Origin of the sequence: Mycobacterium sp. E2497 (assembly GCF_001668695.1) — a bacterium.
In the GTDB taxonomy this organism is placed as follows: Bacteria; Actinomycetota; Actinomycetes; order Mycobacteriales; family Mycobacteriaceae; genus Mycobacterium.
Map to the genome: position 1 here is coordinate 18,202 of NZ_LZKD01000071.1, position 15,815 is coordinate 34,016.

16 protein-coding genes and 1 tRNA gene are annotated in these 15,815 nt (G+C 68.4%); 11 read left to right on the plus strand and 6 right to left on the minus strand.

Translation table 11 applies throughout. The features are described from left to right. Positions 1-56: 56 nt before the first annotated feature. Entirely contained in the window at positions 57-656 is a 600-nt protein-coding gene (gene rdgB, locus A5713_RS05475) for an RdgB/HAM1 family non-canonical purine NTP pyrophosphatase (RefSeq protein ID WP_068093392.1), read from the plus strand. Positions 657-691: 35 nt separating this feature from the next. On the opposite strand, the gene A5713_RS05480 is transcribed toward rdgB, so the two are convergent. Together A5713_RS05480 and A5713_RS05485 are read right to left on the minus strand one after the other, a co-directional pair. Beyond that, positions 692-1,042 (minus strand): DUF3817 domain-containing protein, encoded by a 351-nt coding sequence (locus A5713_RS05480; RefSeq protein WP_067922452.1) that lies wholly within the window; start codon positions 1,040-1,042, stop codon positions 692-694. Next, positions 1,039-1,419, minus strand: coding sequence for a hypothetical protein (locus A5713_RS05485; RefSeq protein ID WP_068093395.1), 381 nt, complete (start codon positions 1,417-1,419; stop codon positions 1,039-1,041). The genes A5713_RS05480 and A5713_RS05485 overlap by 4 nt, the downstream gene beginning before the upstream one ends. A gap of 97 nt (positions 1,420-1,516) precedes the next feature. On the opposite strand from A5713_RS05485, the gene A5713_RS05490 reads away from it, so the two are divergent. Further along, positions 1,517-1,600: transfer RNA gene (locus A5713_RS05490), tRNA-Leu, on the plus strand. 74 nt (positions 1,601-1,674) lie between these two features. Then, positions 1,675-1,983, plus strand: a complete 309-nt coding sequence (locus A5713_RS05495) for a hypothetical protein (RefSeq protein WP_068093398.1) — start codon at positions 1,675-1,677, stop codon at positions 1,981-1,983. Here A5713_RS05495 and A5713_RS05500 read toward each other — a convergent pair. Further along, on the minus strand, positions 1,980-2,408 hold the full coding sequence (locus tag A5713_RS05500; RefSeq protein WP_068093399.1) for a thiol-disulfide oxidoreductase DCC family protein: 429 nt from the start codon (positions 2,406-2,408) through the stop codon (positions 1,980-1,982). The two genes, A5713_RS05495 and A5713_RS05500, sit on opposite strands and share 4 nt — an antisense overlap. A 153-nt stretch (positions 2,409-2,561) precedes the next feature. Here A5713_RS05500 and A5713_RS05505 point away from each other — a divergent pair, with 153 nt between their 5' ends. The 3 genes from A5713_RS05505 to A5713_RS05515 all read left to right on the plus strand — a co-directional run bounded on the left by A5713_RS05505 (position 2,562) and on the right by A5713_RS05515 (position 8,042). After that, complete coding sequence (locus A5713_RS05505) at positions 2,562-5,144, plus strand: ABC transporter ATP-binding protein/permease (protein WP_068093409.1); 2,583 nt, start codon at positions 2,562-2,564, stop codon at positions 5,142-5,144. Further along, positions 5,141-6,877, plus strand: coding sequence for an ABC transporter ATP-binding protein (locus A5713_RS05510; RefSeq protein WP_068093494.1), 1,737 nt, complete (start codon positions 5,141-5,143; stop codon positions 6,875-6,877). The genes A5713_RS05505 and A5713_RS05510 overlap by 4 nt, the downstream gene beginning before the upstream one ends. Positions 6,878-6,965: 88 nt before the next feature. Next, entirely contained in the window at positions 6,966-8,042 is a 1,077-nt protein-coding gene (locus A5713_RS05515; protein ID WP_068093411.1) for a phosphotransferase family protein, read from the plus strand. Positions 8,043-8,046: 4 nt separating this feature from the next. On the opposite strand, the gene A5713_RS05520 is transcribed toward A5713_RS05515, so the two are convergent. From A5713_RS05520 to A5713_RS05530, 3 genes are read right to left on the minus strand one after another with little or no spacing between them, the layout of a single operon-like run. Continuing rightward, entirely contained in the window at positions 8,047-8,472 is a 426-nt protein-coding gene (locus tag A5713_RS05520) for a pyridoxamine 5'-phosphate oxidase family protein (RefSeq protein ID WP_068093414.1), read from the minus strand. A gap of 46 nt (positions 8,473-8,518) precedes the next feature. Next, positions 8,519-9,340 (minus strand): mycofactocin-coupled SDR family oxidoreductase, encoded by an 822-nt coding sequence (locus tag A5713_RS05525; RefSeq protein ID WP_067922432.1) that lies wholly within the window; start codon positions 9,338-9,340, stop codon positions 8,519-8,521. Between the two features lie 31 nt (positions 9,341-9,371). Then, on the minus strand, positions 9,372-10,544 hold the full coding sequence (locus tag A5713_RS05530) for an acyl-CoA dehydrogenase family protein (protein WP_068093416.1): 1,173 nt from the start codon (positions 10,542-10,544) through the stop codon (positions 9,372-9,374). Between the two features lie 108 nt (positions 10,545-10,652). Between A5713_RS05530 and fabG the strand changes: the two genes are divergently transcribed. From fabG to A5713_RS05555, 5 genes are read left to right on the plus strand one after another with little or no spacing between them, the layout of a single operon-like run. Further along, positions 10,653-11,456: a 3-oxoacyl-ACP reductase FabG gene (gene fabG / locus A5713_RS05535; RefSeq protein ID WP_068093418.1), complete on the plus strand. Its 804-nt coding sequence runs from the start codon at positions 10,653-10,655 to the stop codon at positions 11,454-11,456. Between the two features lie 10 nt (positions 11,457-11,466). Further along, on the plus strand, positions 11,467-12,684 hold the full coding sequence (locus A5713_RS05540; protein ID WP_068093496.1) for an acetyl-CoA C-acetyltransferase: 1,218 nt from the start codon (positions 11,467-11,469) through the stop codon (positions 12,682-12,684). After that, positions 12,681-13,874 carry a CoA transferase gene (locus A5713_RS05545; protein WP_068093421.1) on the plus strand — a complete coding sequence of 398 codons (1,194 nt, stop codon included), beginning with the start codon at positions 12,681-12,683 and terminating at the stop codon, positions 13,872-13,874. Before A5713_RS05540 ends, A5713_RS05545 begins: the two co-directional genes overlap by 4 nt. A gap of 25 nt (positions 13,875-13,899) precedes the next feature. Next, positions 13,900-15,093: an acyl-CoA dehydrogenase family protein gene (locus A5713_RS05550; RefSeq protein ID WP_068093423.1), complete on the plus strand. Its 1,194-nt coding sequence runs from the start codon at positions 13,900-13,902 to the stop codon at positions 15,091-15,093. A 2-nt stretch (positions 15,094-15,095) separates the two neighbouring features. Continuing rightward, entirely contained in the window at positions 15,096-15,788 is a 693-nt protein-coding gene (locus tag A5713_RS05555; protein WP_068093427.1) for a GntR family transcriptional regulator, read from the plus strand. The last annotated feature ends 27 nt before the right edge of the window (positions 15,789-15,815 follow it).

Consider the following 15,815-nt stretch of genomic DNA (forward strand, 5'->3'; position numbering starts at 1 on the left):
GTTGTCGTACGCGTGGGTGGCTCTTGGGGAGGCGACGGCATGGATCGGACCAACCGGTGACCGAGTTGCTGGTCGCCAGCCGCAATACCAAGAAGCTGGCCGAATTGCGCCGGGTGCTCGACGCGGCCGGCTTGACGGCGCTGAGGCTGGTGTCTCTTCGCGACGTTCCCCCCTTCGACGAAGCGCCCGAAGACGGCGCGACCTTCGAAGACAACGCGTTGGCCAAGGCGCGGGACGCCTTCGCCGCGACGGGCCTGGCTTCGGTGGCCGACGACTCCGGTCTGGAGGTGGCCGCGTTGAACGGCATGCCCGGGGTGCTGTCGGCGCGCTGGTCGGGTCGGCACGGCGACGACGCGGCGAACACCGCGCTGCTGCTGGCGCAGTTGCGTGAGGTGCCCGACGGGCGGCGCGGTGCCGCGTTCGTGTCCGCCTGCGCCCTAGCCGGGCCGGCCGGCGAGGTCGTCGTCCGCGGCGAGTGGACCGGCAGCATCGCACGAGAACCGCGGGGGGATGGCGGTTTCGGCTATGACCCGGTCTTCGTGCCGGACGGCTCCGACCGCACCGCGGCGGAGCTCAGCCCCGAGGAGAAGGACGCCGTCTCCCATCGCGGTCGCGCTCTCGCGCTGCTGGTACCGGCGCTGCGCGAGCTGGCATAGGGCGTTCGCAGCGTCGGGCCGGCAGCGTACGAGCCCTACAGCCCGAAGCGCGCCTTGACGTCCCTGGTCTGGAAGTGCTCGACGATGATCCCCAGCAGCGGGATGGTCCCGGCGAGCAGCACACCGATCGTCTTGGCAATCGGCCAGCGCACCTTGACCGCCAGATTGAACGCGGTCAGCACATAGATGAAGTACACCCAGCCGTGGACCACCTCGATCCAGCGGATCTCGTGGTGCAAGACGAGGTGCGAGACGATCTCGTAGCACAGCGCGATCAGCCACAGACCCGTCGCCCACGCCATGACCCGGTAGCCGAGCAACGCGGTGCGGATCTTCTCGACGGGGAATGCCGACGCCGACGCCTCGGGCGTCTCCGGTGTGGTCATGCGGTGGTCCTGTTCTGTTTCTCGGTGTCCTGTTTGGCAAGCTCGGCCAGGTAGGCGTTGTACTCCGACAGCGCGGGATCGTCGGACGGTGGTTGCATCGGCCCGGGGCGCTCGGGCAGCAGGCCGGCGGGTATCTCGGTGAGCCCGGTGTCGCGGCGGGGTTCCGGCGGCATCTCTTCGTAGCGCACGTATTTGCGATACGCATATATGCAGAACCAGGCGAACAGCGGCCACTGCAGTGCGTAGCCGAGGTTCTGGAACGTGCCCGATACCGACTGGAACCGGGTCCACTGCCACCAGCCCAGCGCGAGGCAGCCGCAGGCCGCGACGATCACCAAGGCGATCAGCGCGGGCCTGCGACGACGGGTAGTGGACACCCCTTGACGGTACCGCTCACGATTTGGGTCCGACGAATTCGTCGAGGCATACCACAACCGCGTCCGTCCGTGCCCTCAGCGGTACGATCGGCACGCTGCGGGCGTGGTGGAATTGGCAGACACCCCGGCTTTAGGTGCCGGTGCTCGAAAGAGCGTGGGGGTTCGAGTCCCTCCGCCCGCACTCCGATATCGCGATCGTCAGGCGTCAAACCGTCCGTGCGGGGTACATGCACTGCACGGACACGAGGAGACGCCATGGCCACCGGAAACCAACCACTCGAGGAAGCCCTCACTGCGAAGGACGTAGAGCGCGCCGAAGACAGGGCCGCGGCGGCCCGCGAACGCGCGGCCCAAGCCGGGCTGTCGGCCGCGCGCAGCTTCGAGGAATCGGCCCTCAGGCACGAAGAAGTCGCACGGGTGCAGGACGAGACGGTCGAACAAGGCGTGTCGCATGTCGACGTGCACCGCGAATCGGCGGCTCACCATCGCGAATTTGCCGCCGAGGACCGCAAGCTCGCCGAGTTGAAGCGTAAGGAGTCCGAGGCCGACCTCGCCGTGGACTAAGCGTCCAGGAAGCGCGCGCGAACCTCCGGTGGCGGCAACGGACACGTGTCGTGTTTGCCGAAGATGCGATAGCGGACGCCGGCGAACTTGTCGTAGAGCCAGTCGCGCAGGGGAGTGGGGATGACGCGGGCCGCTCGGAGCAGCTTCCACGGCCCGCCGAGGTAATCGACCACCCGCATGGCGGCGGCGGACCGGACGGCGACGCGTTCAGTGGGCTGGCCGGGCTCGTCGACGAAAACCATCGAATCCACGTTCCCGATAGCCGGATGCCGATCGAAGACGGCCCGGGCGAAGTCGCTGTCGAGCGCCGCGAAGCGCAGGGTGCCGTTCGGGTCGAACCGGAGGATCGTCTGAACCGCCGAGTTGCAGACGCCACAGACCCCGTCGTAGAGCAATACCGGCGACGCCGACGATTCACCGCTCACACCACCAGGCTACTAGCCGCCCGCCGCCGACCCTGGTTTGACCTTTGGTAAGGCAACCCTTAGTTTTGCGGTAACTTATCGAGCGGAGGGTCCGCCGGGCCGTTCTCTCGGTGAAGTCGTCGCGGCCCTGCGTGCCGCGGGGAAGGACCGCTGATGGCACGCGGGTTCCAGGGTGTGATGTTGCGGAGCTTCGGCGCTCGCGACCACACCGCAACGGTGCTCGAAACCGTCCCGATCGCACCACATTTCGTGCGGGTGCGGATGATGTCACCGACATTGTTCGAAGACGTGGATGCCGAACCCGCCGCGTGGTTGCGGTTCTGGTTCCCAGACCCGGACGGATCCAGCACCGAGTTCCAGCGCGCCTACACGATCTCCGAGGCGGACGTCCCCAGCGGCCGCTTCGCCGTCGACATCGTGCTGCACGAGCCCGCCGGCCCGGCGTCCAAGTGGGCGCGCACCGTCCAACCCGGCGCCACGATCGCCGTCATGGCGCTGATGGGCTCGTCGCGTTTCGATGTGCCCGACGAGCAGCCGTCCGGCTATCTGCTGATCGGCGATTCGGCGTCGATCCCGGGCATGAACGGGATCATCGGAGTCGTCCCCGACGACGTGCCGATCGAGATGTATCTCGAGCAGCACGACGAGAATGACGTCCTGATCCCGGTCGCGCGGCACCCGCGGCTGCGCGTGCACTGGGTGCCCCGGCGTGACGAGACATCGCTTGCGGCGGCGATCGAGAACCGGGACTGGTCCAACTGGTACGCCTGGGCCACGCCCGAGGCGACCGTCCTCAAGCACGTCCGGACGCGGCTGCGCGACGAATTCGGCTTTCCCAAGTCCGAGGTACACGCCCAGGCCTACTGGAGCGCGGGCCGCGCGATGGGAACGCGCCGTGGCGATGAGCCGGAACCTGCGGATGACCCTGTGCGCGAGCAGGTTTCGACGCCGCAGCCCGTCGACCCGGCACCCGCGCCGGCGGCGCGCGGCAGGTGGCGTGCCCAGGGCGCCGGCCGATTGCTGGGGCCGCTGCGCTGGGCGTTGATCTTCTCCGGTGTGTTGCAGGCCGTCATCACGGTGGTGCAGCTGGCGCCGTTCGTGTTGCTGGTCGAGCTGGCCCGGCTGCTGCTGGCGGGGGCGCCCGCGACACGCCTCTGGGACGTCGGGATCGTGGCCGTCGCGCTACTGGGAACGGGCACCGTGCTCGGTGCTGCGCTCACGCTGTGGCTGCACGTCGTCGACGCGCGGTTCGCCGCGCACCTGCGTTCGCGGTTGCTGCGCAAGCTCTCTCGCCTGCCGCTGGGTTGGTTCACCGCGCGCGGATCGGGCTCGATCAAGCAGCTGCTGCAGGACGACACGCTGTCGCTGCACTATCTGGTCACGCACGCCATCCCCGATGCCGTCGCGGCGATCATCGCGCCCGTGGCGGTGCTGATCTACCTGTTCGTCGTCGACTGGCGCGTCGCGCTCGTGCTGTTCCTGCCCGTCGTCGTGTACCTGGCGTTGACCTCGTCGCTCACGATCCAGTCGGGCCCGCGCATCGCGCAATCACAGCGCTGGGCCGAGAAGATGAGCGGGGAGGCCGGCGCCTACCTGGAGGGCCAGCCGGTGATCCGCGTCTTCGGTGGCGCGGCCGCATCCGGCTTCCGGCGCCTCCTGGACTCCTACGTCGAATTCCTGGTCTCGTGGCAACGCCCACTGGCCGGCAAGAAGACGCTCATGGACCTGGTCACCCGCCCCTCGACCTTCCTGTGGATCATCGCCCTCACGGGCACGCTGCTCACCATCACGGGGCGGATGAACCCGATGAACCTTCTGCCATTCCTGTTGCTGGGCACCACGTTCGGCGCGCGGCTGCTCGGCATCGCCTACGGGATGGGTGGCATCAGCGCGGGCATGCTGGCCGCCCGGCGCCTGCAGAACACGCTCGACGAGCCCGAGCTGGCGCTGCGTCAACCGGACGGGTCCGCAGATCCGTCGGCGACGGTGGTGTTCGACGACGTCAGCTTCGGCTATCGACCGGGTGTCCCGGTGATACGGGGGGTCTCGCTGACGCTGCGCCCGGGCACGGTCACCGCACTCGTCGGGCCGTCCGGGTCCGGCAAGTCGACGCTGGCCGCCCTGCTCGCCCGCTTCCATGACGTCGAGAGCGGCGCCATACGCATTGGCGGACAGGACATCCGGTCGATGACCGCTGATGAGCTCTACACGAAGGTGGGGTTCGTCCTGCAGGAAACCCAGCTGGTGCACGGCACCGTCGCGGACAACATCGCCCTGGCCGTCCCGGACGCCACCGCGGCGCAAATCGAGGAGGCCGCGCGCCAGGCGCAGATCCACGACCGGATCATGCGATTGCCGGACGGCTACGACACCGTGCTCGGAGCGGGCACCGGACTGTCGGGCGGTGAACGGCAGCGGCTCACCATCGCCCGCGCGATCCTGGCGGACACCCCGGTGCTGATCCTCGACGAGGCCACCGCGTTCGCCGATCCGGAGTCGGAATACCTTGTCCAGCAAGCCCTCAACCGGCTAGCCCAGGACCGCACCGTGTTGGTGATCGCCCATCGATTGCACACCATCACCGGCGCCGACCAGATCGTCGTGCTCGACCACGGGCGGATCGCCGAACGAGGCACGCACGACGAGCTGCTGGCCGCCGACGGCCGCTACCGACGGCTGTGGGACGGCGGCCGGCGGGATCGGGTGGTCGCGACGGCCCGGGAGGGGGCGCGATGATCCGCACGTGGTTGGGCCTGGTTCCGGCGGATCGTCGCGCCCGGGTGATCGCCTACACCGCGCTCGCACTGGCCTCCGCGGCGGTACGCGCAACGGCGACCGTATTGCTGGTGCCACTGGTGGGCGCCCTGTTCGGCGACGCCCCGGAGCGCGCACTGGTGTGGTTGGGGTGGCTCACCGCCGCCACCGTGATCGGCTGGGTCATCGACACCGCGACAGCGCGCATCGGCTTCGAACTCGGTTTTGCCGTGCTCGATCACAGCCAGCACGACGTGGCGGACCGGTTGCCCCGGGTGCGGTTGGAGTGGTTCACCGCCGAGCGCACCGCGACCGCGCGGCAGGCGATCGCCGCCACCGGGCCGGAACTGGTCGGTCTCGTCGTCAACCTGCTGACGCCGTTGACCTCCGCCATCCTGCTGCCCGCGGCCATCGGGCTGGCTTTGCTCCCGATCTCCTGGCAGCTCGGGCTGGCCGCGCTGGGCGGTGTACCGCTGCTGCTGGGTGCGCTGTGGGCGTCGGCGCGGCTGGCCAGGCGCGCGGATACCGCGGCCGACGAGGCCAACAGCGTGCTCACCGAACGGATCATCGAATTCGCCCGCACCCAGCAGGCGTTGCGGGCGGCGCGACGGGTCGAGCCGGCGCGCAGTCTGGTCGGCGACGCGCTGACCGCGCAGCACGGGGCGACCATGCGGTTGCTGTCCATGCAGGTTCCCGGCCAGTTGCTGTTCAGCCTCGCCAGCCAGCTGTCGCTGATCCTGCTGGCCGGGGCGACCGCGGTGATGACCGTGGACAGGACCGTCACCGTCCCTGAAGCGATCGCCCTCATCGTGGTGATCGTGCGCTACCTGGAGCCGTTCACCGCGATCAGCGAGCTGGCACCGGCGTTGGAGAGCACCCGCGCGACGCTCGGCCGCATTCGCGCCGTCCTCACGTCGCCGCTGATGAACGCCGGGACCGCCACGTTGCCCAGCGCCGCGGCGCCCCGCATCGAGTTCGACGACGTCACGTTCAGCTATGACGGCGCGACCGCACCGGTGCTCGACGGGGTGAGCTTCACCTTGGAGCCGGGCAGCACGACGGCGATCGTCGGGCCGTCGGGATCGGGCAAGAGCACCATCCTGGGCCTGATCGCCGGCCTGCACGAACCCGGTCGCGGCCGCGTCTTGATCGACGGCGTCGACGCGGTGTCGCTGGACGCCGACTCGCGGCGGGCGGCGAGCGCTGTCGTGTTTCAGCATCCGTACCTTTTTCACGGGTCGATCCGTGACAACGTGTTGGCCGGCGATCCGGGCGCCGGCGAGGAGCAGTTCGCCCGGGCCGTGGCGCTGGCCCGCGTCGACGAACTCATTGCGCGACTGCCCGAGGGCGCTGCCACGGTGGTCGGCGAGGCTGGCTCGGCGCTGTCCGGCGGTGAACGCCAACGGGTCAGCATCGCGCGGGCGCTGCTCAAGCCGGCGCCGATATTGTTGGTCGACGAGGCGACCAGCGCGTTGGACACCGAAAACGAGGCCGCGGTGGTCGATGCGCTGACGCTCGACCCGCGGTCGCGCACCCAGGTGATCGTCGCGCACCGATTGGCCAGTATCGGCCACGCCGACCGCGTCCTGTTCCTCGACGAGGGCCGGGTGATCGAGGATGGAACGGTGGCCGAATTACTCGCGGCGGGTGGGCGTTTCGATGAGTTCTGGCGCCGGCAGCGCGAGGCCGCCGAATGGCGGATTCTCGCCGACTAGCTCACCGTTGCCGACCGCGGCTCTTGCGGTATGCCTTACAGTTTGTCAGTCGGACGGGGCGGTCCGGGTACAGGAGGCGTGCTGTTTCATGAGTGCTGTGGTGTCGATTCCGCGGTATCCCGGCGACGTGACACCGGAGTGGTTGTCGGCCGCGCTCAGTCAGCGTGGCACATCCGTGCAGGTTGCCGACGTCGACGTGGTCGCCATCGGCACCGGGCAGACCGGCGCAACCTACCGGGTCTCCGCGCGATACGCGACGGATCCCGGCGACCTGCCGCACACGTTCGTCATCAAGCTGCCGGCGCAGGACGACACGGTGCGCGACCGGGTGGTCATCGGATATCGCAGCGAATGCGCGTTCTACTCGTGTGTCGCGGACCGGGTGCAGGTGCCGACGCCGCGCTGCTTCTACTCCGAGATCACCGAGGATGCCATGGAATTCGCGTTGCTGCTCGCCGATCAGGCCCCCGCGGTCCAGGGCGATCAGCTCGCGGGGTGCGGGGAGCGAGAAGCGCGCCTCGCGGTCACCGCCCTGGCCGGCCTGCACGCGCCCAGCTGGTGCGATCCGGTCTGGCTGGATTTCGCGGGCATCGCGTTCGGCAGGCCGGATGAAGCGGGCGCGGGCGGCATGGGCGAGGTGGCGAAGATGAGTGCTGACATCACGCTGGACAAGTTGGGCGATCGGATGAGCGCTCAAGATCGCGATACCTTCAGCACCGCAATGGGATTGATCACGCCGTGGCTGCTTTCCGAATACGACCGGTTCGCGCTGCTGCACGGCGACTATCGTTTGGACAACCTGCTGTTCGATCCGGACCTAACCCGGGTCAGCGTGGTCGACTGGCAGACGCTCGGCGTCGGATTGCCGGCCAGGGACCTCGCCTACTTCACCGCGACCAGTCTCAGCCCCCAACTGCGCGCGAGCATCGAAGAACAGCTGGTCGCCGACTACCATCGCGCTCTGACGGTGGGCGGTGTCACCGGTTACGACGCCGAAACGTGTTGGCGTGATTATCGACTCGGGGTACTGCAGGCACCGCTGATTTCGGCGCTGGGGTTCGCGTTCGCCGCCGCGACCGAGCGCGGCGACGACATGGTGCTGGCCATGCTCGGCCGCGGCTGTCAGGCGATCCGCGAGCTGGGGACGCTGGAGCTGATCGGCTGACGCCTCAGAGGTCGCCGGTGAAGTCCGCGCTCGTCCAGCGGTCCGGGCGGATGGTGTACATGACCTCTTCCACACCCTCCATGCTGCGGATGAACGCCCGCCCGCCCTCCTCGCCGAGGTAGCGGACGGCGACGGCCTCCTGAACGTCGGCCGGTGCGGGCTTGGCGGTGTCGACAATGGTGCCCTCGACCACCACGTACTGGTACGGCACCTCCTCGCGCTGGACCACCAGCGTCACCTTGCCGGCCCGATCGATCAGTCGGGCCTTGCGGCTGGCCGCCCCGGTCATGATCCGGATGTCCCCACCGGGGGTGTAGTCGTACCAGATGGGAACACTGGCCGGCGGCCGGCCGTCGGCGTCGACGGACAGCACCGCCACGTGCGTGGCGGCCAAGAACTCCTGACGTTCGCTCTCGGTGAAGGCTTTCATGTGGCCTGCAAGCGCCGATGCCGCGAATCTATTCCCGAGCTGCCGATCAGTACTGCGTCGACCCCTGGTCGACGGGGATCCTGGCCGCGGTGACCTTGCGGGATTCGTCGCTGGCCAGCCAGCACACGGTGTCGGCGATCTCCTCGGGCTCGGCAACCCAGTCCGGCAGGAACGGCGTGAGCACGTGCGACAGCTGCGGGTTGGTCTCCATCGTGTTGGCCACGGCCGCGACCATGTCGCCTGTCCCCATCGGAGTGTTCACCGGGCCGGGGTGCACGCTGTTGACCCGGATCGAATGCTTGCCCAGCTCGGCCGCGAAAGCCCGCGCCATCCCGGTGACGGCGTGCTTGCTGGCGGTGTAGTGAATCATGAACGGCTGCATCTTCATGCCGGCCGCGGAGCTGATCAGGATGATGGATCCGCCCCGCCCGCCCTCGATGATCTTGTCCGCGCCGGCCATCACGGTGTTCCAGGTGCCGGTGACGTTGATGTCCATGACATCGCGGAAGTTCTCCGGCGTGATGTCGTTCCAGGCCTGCGGAGCCGCGACGCCGGCGTTGGCGACGATGATGTCCAGCCGCCCGAACGCGGCGACGCCGTCCTCGACGGCCCGGCGAAGCGCGTCGAAATCCCGCGTGTCCACCACCGAGGCGATGATCCGACGGTTCGTTTCCTCAACCAGGCGAACGGTCTCGGCCAGGTCGTCGGGAGTCGCCGGATCGTAGGGGACGCAGGACGGGAGCTTGCCGGCGATGTCGACGGCGATGATGTCGGCCCCCTCGCGCGCGAGGCGAACCGCGTGCGCCCGGCCCTGCCCGCGCGCCGCTCCGGTGATGAATGCGACTCTGCCTGCAAGCTTTCCGCTCATAGCTGCTCCTTTACTGGGTTCGGCCACCCCGTCAACGCTGTGCCGCCTTGATGAGATTGGACCCGATGATCAGTCGCTGAATCTCGCTGGTGCCCTCGTACAGCCGCAGCAGTCGCACGTCGCGGTAGATGCGCTCGACCGGGACGCCGTGCATGTAGCCGCTGCCGCCGTGGATCTGCACCGCGAGATCGGCGACGTTGCCGGCCATTTCGGTGCAGAACAGTTTGGCCGCCGACGGCGCGACCCTGCGGTCTTCGCCCGAGACCCAGAGGCGGGCGGCTTCGCGGACCAGCGCGCGGCCGGCCAGCACCCCCGTCTGCTGGTCGGCGATCATCGCCTGCACCAACTGAAAGTGCCCGATCGGCGTGCCGCCCTGCGTCGCGGTGGCGGCGTAGGAGACCGATTCGTCGAGCGCGCGCTGAGCGGCGCCCACCGCGAGGGCGGCGATGTGGACCCGGCCGCGGGCCAGTGAGGTCATCGCCGCCCGATAGCCGATGTCCTCGCTTCCGCCGATGAGAGCGCCGCCCTCGACGCGGACATCGTTGAAGGTGACGTCCGCGGTCCACGCGCCCTCCTGACCCATCTTGGCGTCCTTGGCGCCGACTTCGACGCCCGGCGACACTGCCGGGACCAGGAACACCGCGATTCCGGGTCCCTGGTCATCCGCGGGCCGGGTGCGCGCGAACACCACGAACAGATCGGCGACGGGCGCATTGGTGATGAAGCGCTTCTGCCCGGAGATCACCCAATCATCCTCGTCGCGAACGGCTTTCGTTCGCAGGCCGGCCGGGTTGGAACCGGCGCCGGGTTCGGTCAAGGCGAAGGAGGCGACGACGTCGCCGGACGCCATCGACTCCAGCCAGCGGGCCTTCTGCTCGTCGGTGCCGAAGCCGACCAGCACCTGCCCGGCGATGCCGTTGTTGGTGCCGAACATCGATCGCAGTGCCAGCGAGGTGTAGCCCAATTCCATGGCCAGCTCGACGTCTTGCATCAGGTTCAGCCCGAGGCCACCCCACTGCTGGGGGATCGCGTACCCGAACAGGCCCATCTTCTTGGCCTGGTCGCGCAGATCGTCGGGCACCCGGTCCTCGATCAGGATCTCCTGTTCGCGCGGGACGACCGCGGTGCGGACGAAGTGCCGGGTCTGGGCGAGGATCTCCCGAAAGTCGTCGTCGGAGACCTCGGGTGGTTCTGCGGTGGTCATAGGCGGGTCGCTCCCTGTTCGACATCTCGTTGGTAGCGAGTCGCTCAGCCGCGGTCGGCCGGCCAGCTCAGCGGCCGGGTGTGAACCCGGCATCGGAGCAGATCCTATATGAAATATGATATTCGACGGTCGGGGCGTCCCCGGCGGGAAGCACAGGGAGGCGGGAATCAGGTGTCGTTGCTGGACGGTCGAACCGCGGTCATCACGGGCGGTGCACAAGGCCTGGGTTTCGCCATTGCGCAGCGATTCGTTGCCGAGGGTGCCCGCGTCGTGCTCGGCGACCTGAACGTTGGGGCGACCGAAGCCGCCGCTGCGCAGCTGGGCGGCAGCGATGTCGCGTTGGCGAAACAGTGTGATGTCACCCGGGCCGCAGAGGTCGAAGCCCTCATCTCGACCGCGGTCGAGAGTTTCGGCGGCCTTGACATCATGGTCAACAACGCCGGGATCACCCGCGACGCGACCATGCGCAAGATGACGGAAGAGCAGTTCGATCAGGTCATCGACGTGCACCTGAAGGGCACGTGGAACGGAACCCGGCTGGCCGCGGCCGTCATGCGGGAGAACAAGCGCGGCGCCATCGTGAACATGTCGTCCGTCTCGGGCAAGGTCGGCATGGTGGGCCAGACCAATTACTCGGCGGCCAAAGCCGGGATCGTCGGCATGACCAAAGCCGCGGCCAAAGAGCTTGCCTACCTGGGAGTCCGGGTGAACGCGATCGCCCCCGGGTTGATCCGGTCGGCCATGACGGAGGCCATGCCACAACGCATCTGGGACCAGAAGGTGGCCGAGATCCCCATGGGCCGCGCCGGCGAACCCAGCGAGGTCGCCGGCGTCGCTCTGTTCCTGGCCTCCGATCTGTCCTCATACATGACCGGCACCGTGATGGAAGTCACGGGCGGCCGGCACATCTGAGCGAGGGATGATGCGCGAGACGGTCATTTGTGAACCGGTACGGACCCCGATCGGCCGCTACGGTGGCATGTTCAAATCGCTGACCGCCGTCGACCTGGGCGTCACCGCCCTGAACGGCCTGCTCGAACGAACCGGCATCGCGCCCGAGGCGGTGCACGACGTCGTCCTCGGCCACTGCTATCCCAACAGCGAGGCGCCGGCGATCGGACGGGTGGTGGCCCTGGACGCCGGCCTGCCCGTGACGGTTCCCGGAATGCAGGTCGACCGCCGCTGCGGGTCGGGTCTGCAGGCGGTCATCCAGGCCTGCCTGCAGGTGGGCAACGGCGATCACGATCTCGTCGTCGCCGGCGGCTGCGAGAGCATGAGCAACGTCGCCTTCTATTCCACCGACATGCGTTGGGGCGGTGGGAGAACCGGTGTCCGCGTGTATGACGCGCTCGCGCGGGGGCGCACCACCGCCGGCGGGCGCCACCACCCCGTGCCCGGCGGCATGCTGGAGACGGCCGAGAATTTGCGCCGCCAGTACGGCATCTCGCGTCTGGAGCAGGACGAGCTCGCCGTGCGGTCGCACCAGCGGGCGGTGGCCGCCCAGAAGGACGGCATCCTGGCGGAGGAGATCATCCCGGTGGCGGTGCGCACCCGCCAGGGCGAGGAGCTGATCGACACCGACGAGCATCCGCGCGCCGATGCCTCGGTGGAGTCGCTGGGCAAACTCAAACCCGTTCTGCTGAACGAGGATCCCGAGGCGACGGTCACCGCCGGCAACGCCAGCGGTCAGAATGACGCGGCGTCGATGTGCGTGGTGACCACGCCCGAGAAGGCGGACGAATACGGTCTGACGCCGTTGGTGCGCCTGGTGTCATGGGGGCTGGCGGGGGTGGCGCCCCACGTCATGGGCATCGGGCCCGTGCCCGCGACCGAGGCGGCGCTCGGCAAGGCGGGCCTGCGGCTGTCCGACATCGACGTCATCGAACTCAACGAAGCCTTCGCCGCCCAAGCGCTCGCCGTGATGCGGGAATGGAATTTCGGCGCCGCCGACCACGAGCGGACCAATGTGCACGGATCGGGCATCTCGCTGGGCCACCCGGTCGGCGCGACGGGCGGGCGGATGCTGGCCACCCTGGCCCGCGAGCTCACCCGGCGTGAGGCCCGCTACGGGTTGGAGACCATGTGCATCGGCGGCGGCCAGGGTCTGGCCGCGGTGTTCGAGCGGGTCGCCCCGAAGTGACCGGGCCCCTGAGTGGTCTCACCGTCGTCGAGGTGTCCAGCTTCGTCGCCGCCCCTCTGTGCGGCATGACGTTGAGTCAGCTTGGTGCCGAGGTGATTCGGATCGACCCGATCGGTGGCGCTTCCGACGTGCAGCGGTGGCCGCTGGCGGAGGACGGTACGTCGATCTACTGGACGGGGCTGAACAAGGGAAAGCGCTCGGCCACCATCGATTTGCATTCCTCGGAAGGACAAGACCTGGTCCGGCGGCTCATCGTCGAGGGGGACGGTGTGGTGGTGACCAACGCCGCCGGCTTGCCGTGGCTCAGCTACCAGGCCCTGGCAGACGGGCGCCCCGACGTCATCCACGTGCAGCTGCTCGGGCGTGGCGACGGGTCGACCGGGGTCGACTACACGGTCAACGCCGGCATCGGTTTCCCGCTCGTCACCGGCCCGGCCGATCATGCCGGCCCGATCAACCACGTGTTGCCGGCCTGGGATGTCTGCTGCGGCTTGTACGCCGCGCTGGCCGTCGTCACCGCACTCCGCCGCCGTGACGAGTCCGGTGCGGGCACGCGGATCAGCCTGGCGCTCGAGGATGTCGCGCTGGCCACCGCCGGAAACCTGGGACTGTTGACCGAGCCGCAGGTCACCGGCTCCCAACGCCAGCGACTGGGCAACGCCATCTACGGCCAGTACGGCCAGGACTTCGCCAGCCGTGACGGTGCCAGGTTCATGGTTGTCACCCTGACCCGCAGGCACTTTCGCGACCTCGTCGGCGTGACGGGCACCGGCGCCGCGGTGGACGCGCTCGCCGACGCGTTGGGCGTCGACTTCGAATCCGAGGGTGACCGCTACCGCTATCGCGACGTGCTGTCCGGGCTGTTCGCCACCTGGTTCGCCGACCACACCGCCGAGGAGATCATCGCCGCCCTGTCGGGAACCACGGTGTTGTTCGAGCGGTATCGCACCTTCGCCGAGGTTGCGGCGGGCCCGAAGGTGACCGGGAATCCGCTTTTCACCCGATTGCGTCAGGAGGGCCTGGGGGAGTACTTCGCCCCCGGCCTGCCGGTAGCGTTCGACGGCGCCCACCCCGCCGGCGCACCGGCGCCCGCCCTGGGTCAAGACACCGCCGAGGTCCTGCAGCGGCGCCTGGGCTTGACGCCCGGCGACATCGACCGCCTGACGGACGCGAAGACAATCGCTTGCTGAGCAAGCCGAAAAGGAAAGACGACGCATGACCAAACTCGCCCAGACCCTCGGCCTGACCGAATTCCAGACCGAAATCATCGACACCGTAAGGCAATTCGTCGAAAAGGAAGTCATCCCCAACGCCGCCGAGCTGGAGCGCGGCGACACCTACCCACAGGACATCGTCGACCGGATGCGCGACATGGGCCTGTTCGGGCTGATGATTCCCCAGGAGTATGGCGGCCTGGGGGAGTCGCTGCTGACATACGCGCTGTGCGTCGAGGAGCTGGCGCGCGGCTGGATGAGTGTGTCCGGGGTGCTCAACACCCATTTCATCGTGGCCTACATGCTGCGCCAGCACGGCACCGATGCGCAGCAGCAGCGGTTCCTGCCGCGGATGGCGACCGGCGAGACGCGAGGCTCCTTCTCGATGTCGGAGCCCGAGCTGGGCTCCGATGTCGCCGCGATCCGGACGCGGGCCCGGCGCCAGCCCGACGGCGACTACACCATCGACGGGCAAAAGATGTGGCTGACCAACGGGGGGAGCTCGACGCTGATCGCGGTGCTGGTCCGCACCGACGAAGGCGCGGACAAGCCGCACCGAAACCTGACGGCGTTCCTGGTCGAGAAGCCGACGGGCTTCGGCGAAGTCGTGCCCGGCCTGGTCATACCGGGCAAGATCGACAAGCTGGGTTACAAGGGGATCGACACCACCGAGCTCATCTTCGACGGCTACCGGGCCAGCGCCGATGACGTTCTGGGCGGTACCCCCGGGCAGGGCTTCTTCCAGATGATGGACGGGATCGAAGTCGGCAGGGTCAACGTGTCGGCCCGGGCGTGCGGTGTCGGCATCCGCGCCTTCGAGCTCGCCGTCCGCTACGCCCAGCAGCGCCACACCTTCGGCAAGCCCATCGCCGAGCATCAGGCCATCGCATTCCAGCTGGCCGAGATGGCCACCAAAATCGAAGCGGCACACCTGATGATGGTCAACGCGGCGCGGCTGAAGGACTCAGGCGAGCGCAACGACGTGGCCGCCGGGATGGCGAAGTACCTGGCCAGCGAATACTGCACCGAAGTCACTCAGCAGAGCTTCCGGATCCACGGCGGCTACGGCTATTCCAAGGAATACGAGATCGAGCGGCTGATGCGTGACGCGCCGTTCCTGCTCATCGGCGAGGGAACCAGCGAGATCCAGAAGTCCATCATCAGCAAGCGGCTGCTCGCCGAGTATCAGGTGTAGCGATGACGGTTCCGGATTTCGCGGCGCGACCGCAGCTTTCCGACGACGTCGCGCGCTTGATCCGCCAGCGGATCTTCGATGGCACCTACGTCGCGGGGTCCTACGTCCGTTTGGACCAATTGGCCGCCGAGTTGGGAATCAGCGTCACACCGGTGCGGGAAGCGCTGTTTGCCCTGCGCGCGGAGGGCTTGATCGGCCAACAGCCGCGACGGGGTTTCATGGTGTTGCCGGTGACAGGTCGCGACGTCACCGACGTCGCGAACGTGCAGGCACACGTCGGCGGCGAACTCGCGGCGCGGGCCGCGACCAACATCAGCGACGACCAACTGCGCGAACTCAAACAAATCCAGGCGGAGCTCGAAGACGCCTACGCCGGCGACGACGACGAGCGCACGGTGCGCCTCAACCACCAATTCCACCGGGCCATCAACGTCGCCGCGGACTCGCCCAAACTCGCCCAGCTGATGTCCCAGATCACCCGCTACGCACCGGAATCGGTGTTTCCCGCCATCCAAGGCTGGCCCGAACAGTCGATGAGGGACCACCGCCGCATCTTGTCCGCGCTGAAAAAGCGCGACGAGAACCTCGCACGCGCGGCGATGGCGCAACACCTGGCCGCCGGCGCCGTTCCGTTGATCGACCACCTGACCGCGCGCGGCGTCGTCGACGAGGGGAGCCGTCCGCCGTCGGGCTAACCGTTGTCCTGCGCGCCTGCCTCGGCA

Excerpts from the sequence above, each read along its gene's own strand:
- A5713_RS05515 (WP_068093411.1), top strand. The coding sequence starts at position 6,966 with ATGAGTGCTGTGGTGTCGATTCCGCGGTATCCCGGCGACGTGACACCG.
- A5713_RS05495 (WP_068093398.1), top strand. The coding sequence starts at position 1,675 with ATGGCCACCGGAAACCAACCACTCGAGGAAGCCCTCACTGCGAAGGAC.
- A5713_RS05555 (WP_068093427.1), top strand. The coding sequence starts at position 15,096 with ATGACGGTTCCGGATTTCGCGGCGCGACCGCAGCTTTCCGACGACGTC.
- A5713_RS05530 (WP_068093416.1), bottom strand. The coding sequence starts at position 10,544 with ATGACCACCGCAGAACCACCCGAGGTCTCCGACGACGACTTTCGGGAG.
- A5713_RS05480 (WP_067922452.1), bottom strand. The coding sequence starts at position 1,042 with ATGACCACACCGGAGACGCCCGAGGCGTCGGCGTCGGCATTCCCCGTC.
- A5713_RS05525 (WP_067922432.1), bottom strand. The coding sequence starts at position 9,340 with ATGAGCGGAAAGCTTGCAGGCAGAGTCGCATTCATCACCGGAGCGGCG.
- fabG (WP_068093418.1), top strand. The coding sequence starts at position 10,653 with ATGAAATATGATATTCGACGGTCGGGGCGTCCCCGGCGGGAAGCACAG.
- A5713_RS05550 (WP_068093423.1), top strand. The coding sequence starts at position 13,900 with ATGACCAAACTCGCCCAGACCCTCGGCCTGACCGAATTCCAGACCGAA.
- A5713_RS05510 (WP_068093494.1), top strand. The coding sequence starts at position 5,141 with ATGATCCGCACGTGGTTGGGCCTGGTTCCGGCGGATCGTCGCGCCCGG.
- A5713_RS05520 (WP_068093414.1), bottom strand. The coding sequence starts at position 8,472 with ATGAAAGCCTTCACCGAGAGCGAACGTCAGGAGTTCTTGGCCGCCACG.
- A5713_RS05540 (WP_068093496.1), top strand. The coding sequence starts at position 11,467 with ATGCGCGAGACGGTCATTTGTGAACCGGTACGGACCCCGATCGGCCGC.
- A5713_RS05505 (WP_068093409.1), top strand. The coding sequence starts at position 2,562 with ATGGCACGCGGGTTCCAGGGTGTGATGTTGCGGAGCTTCGGCGCTCGC.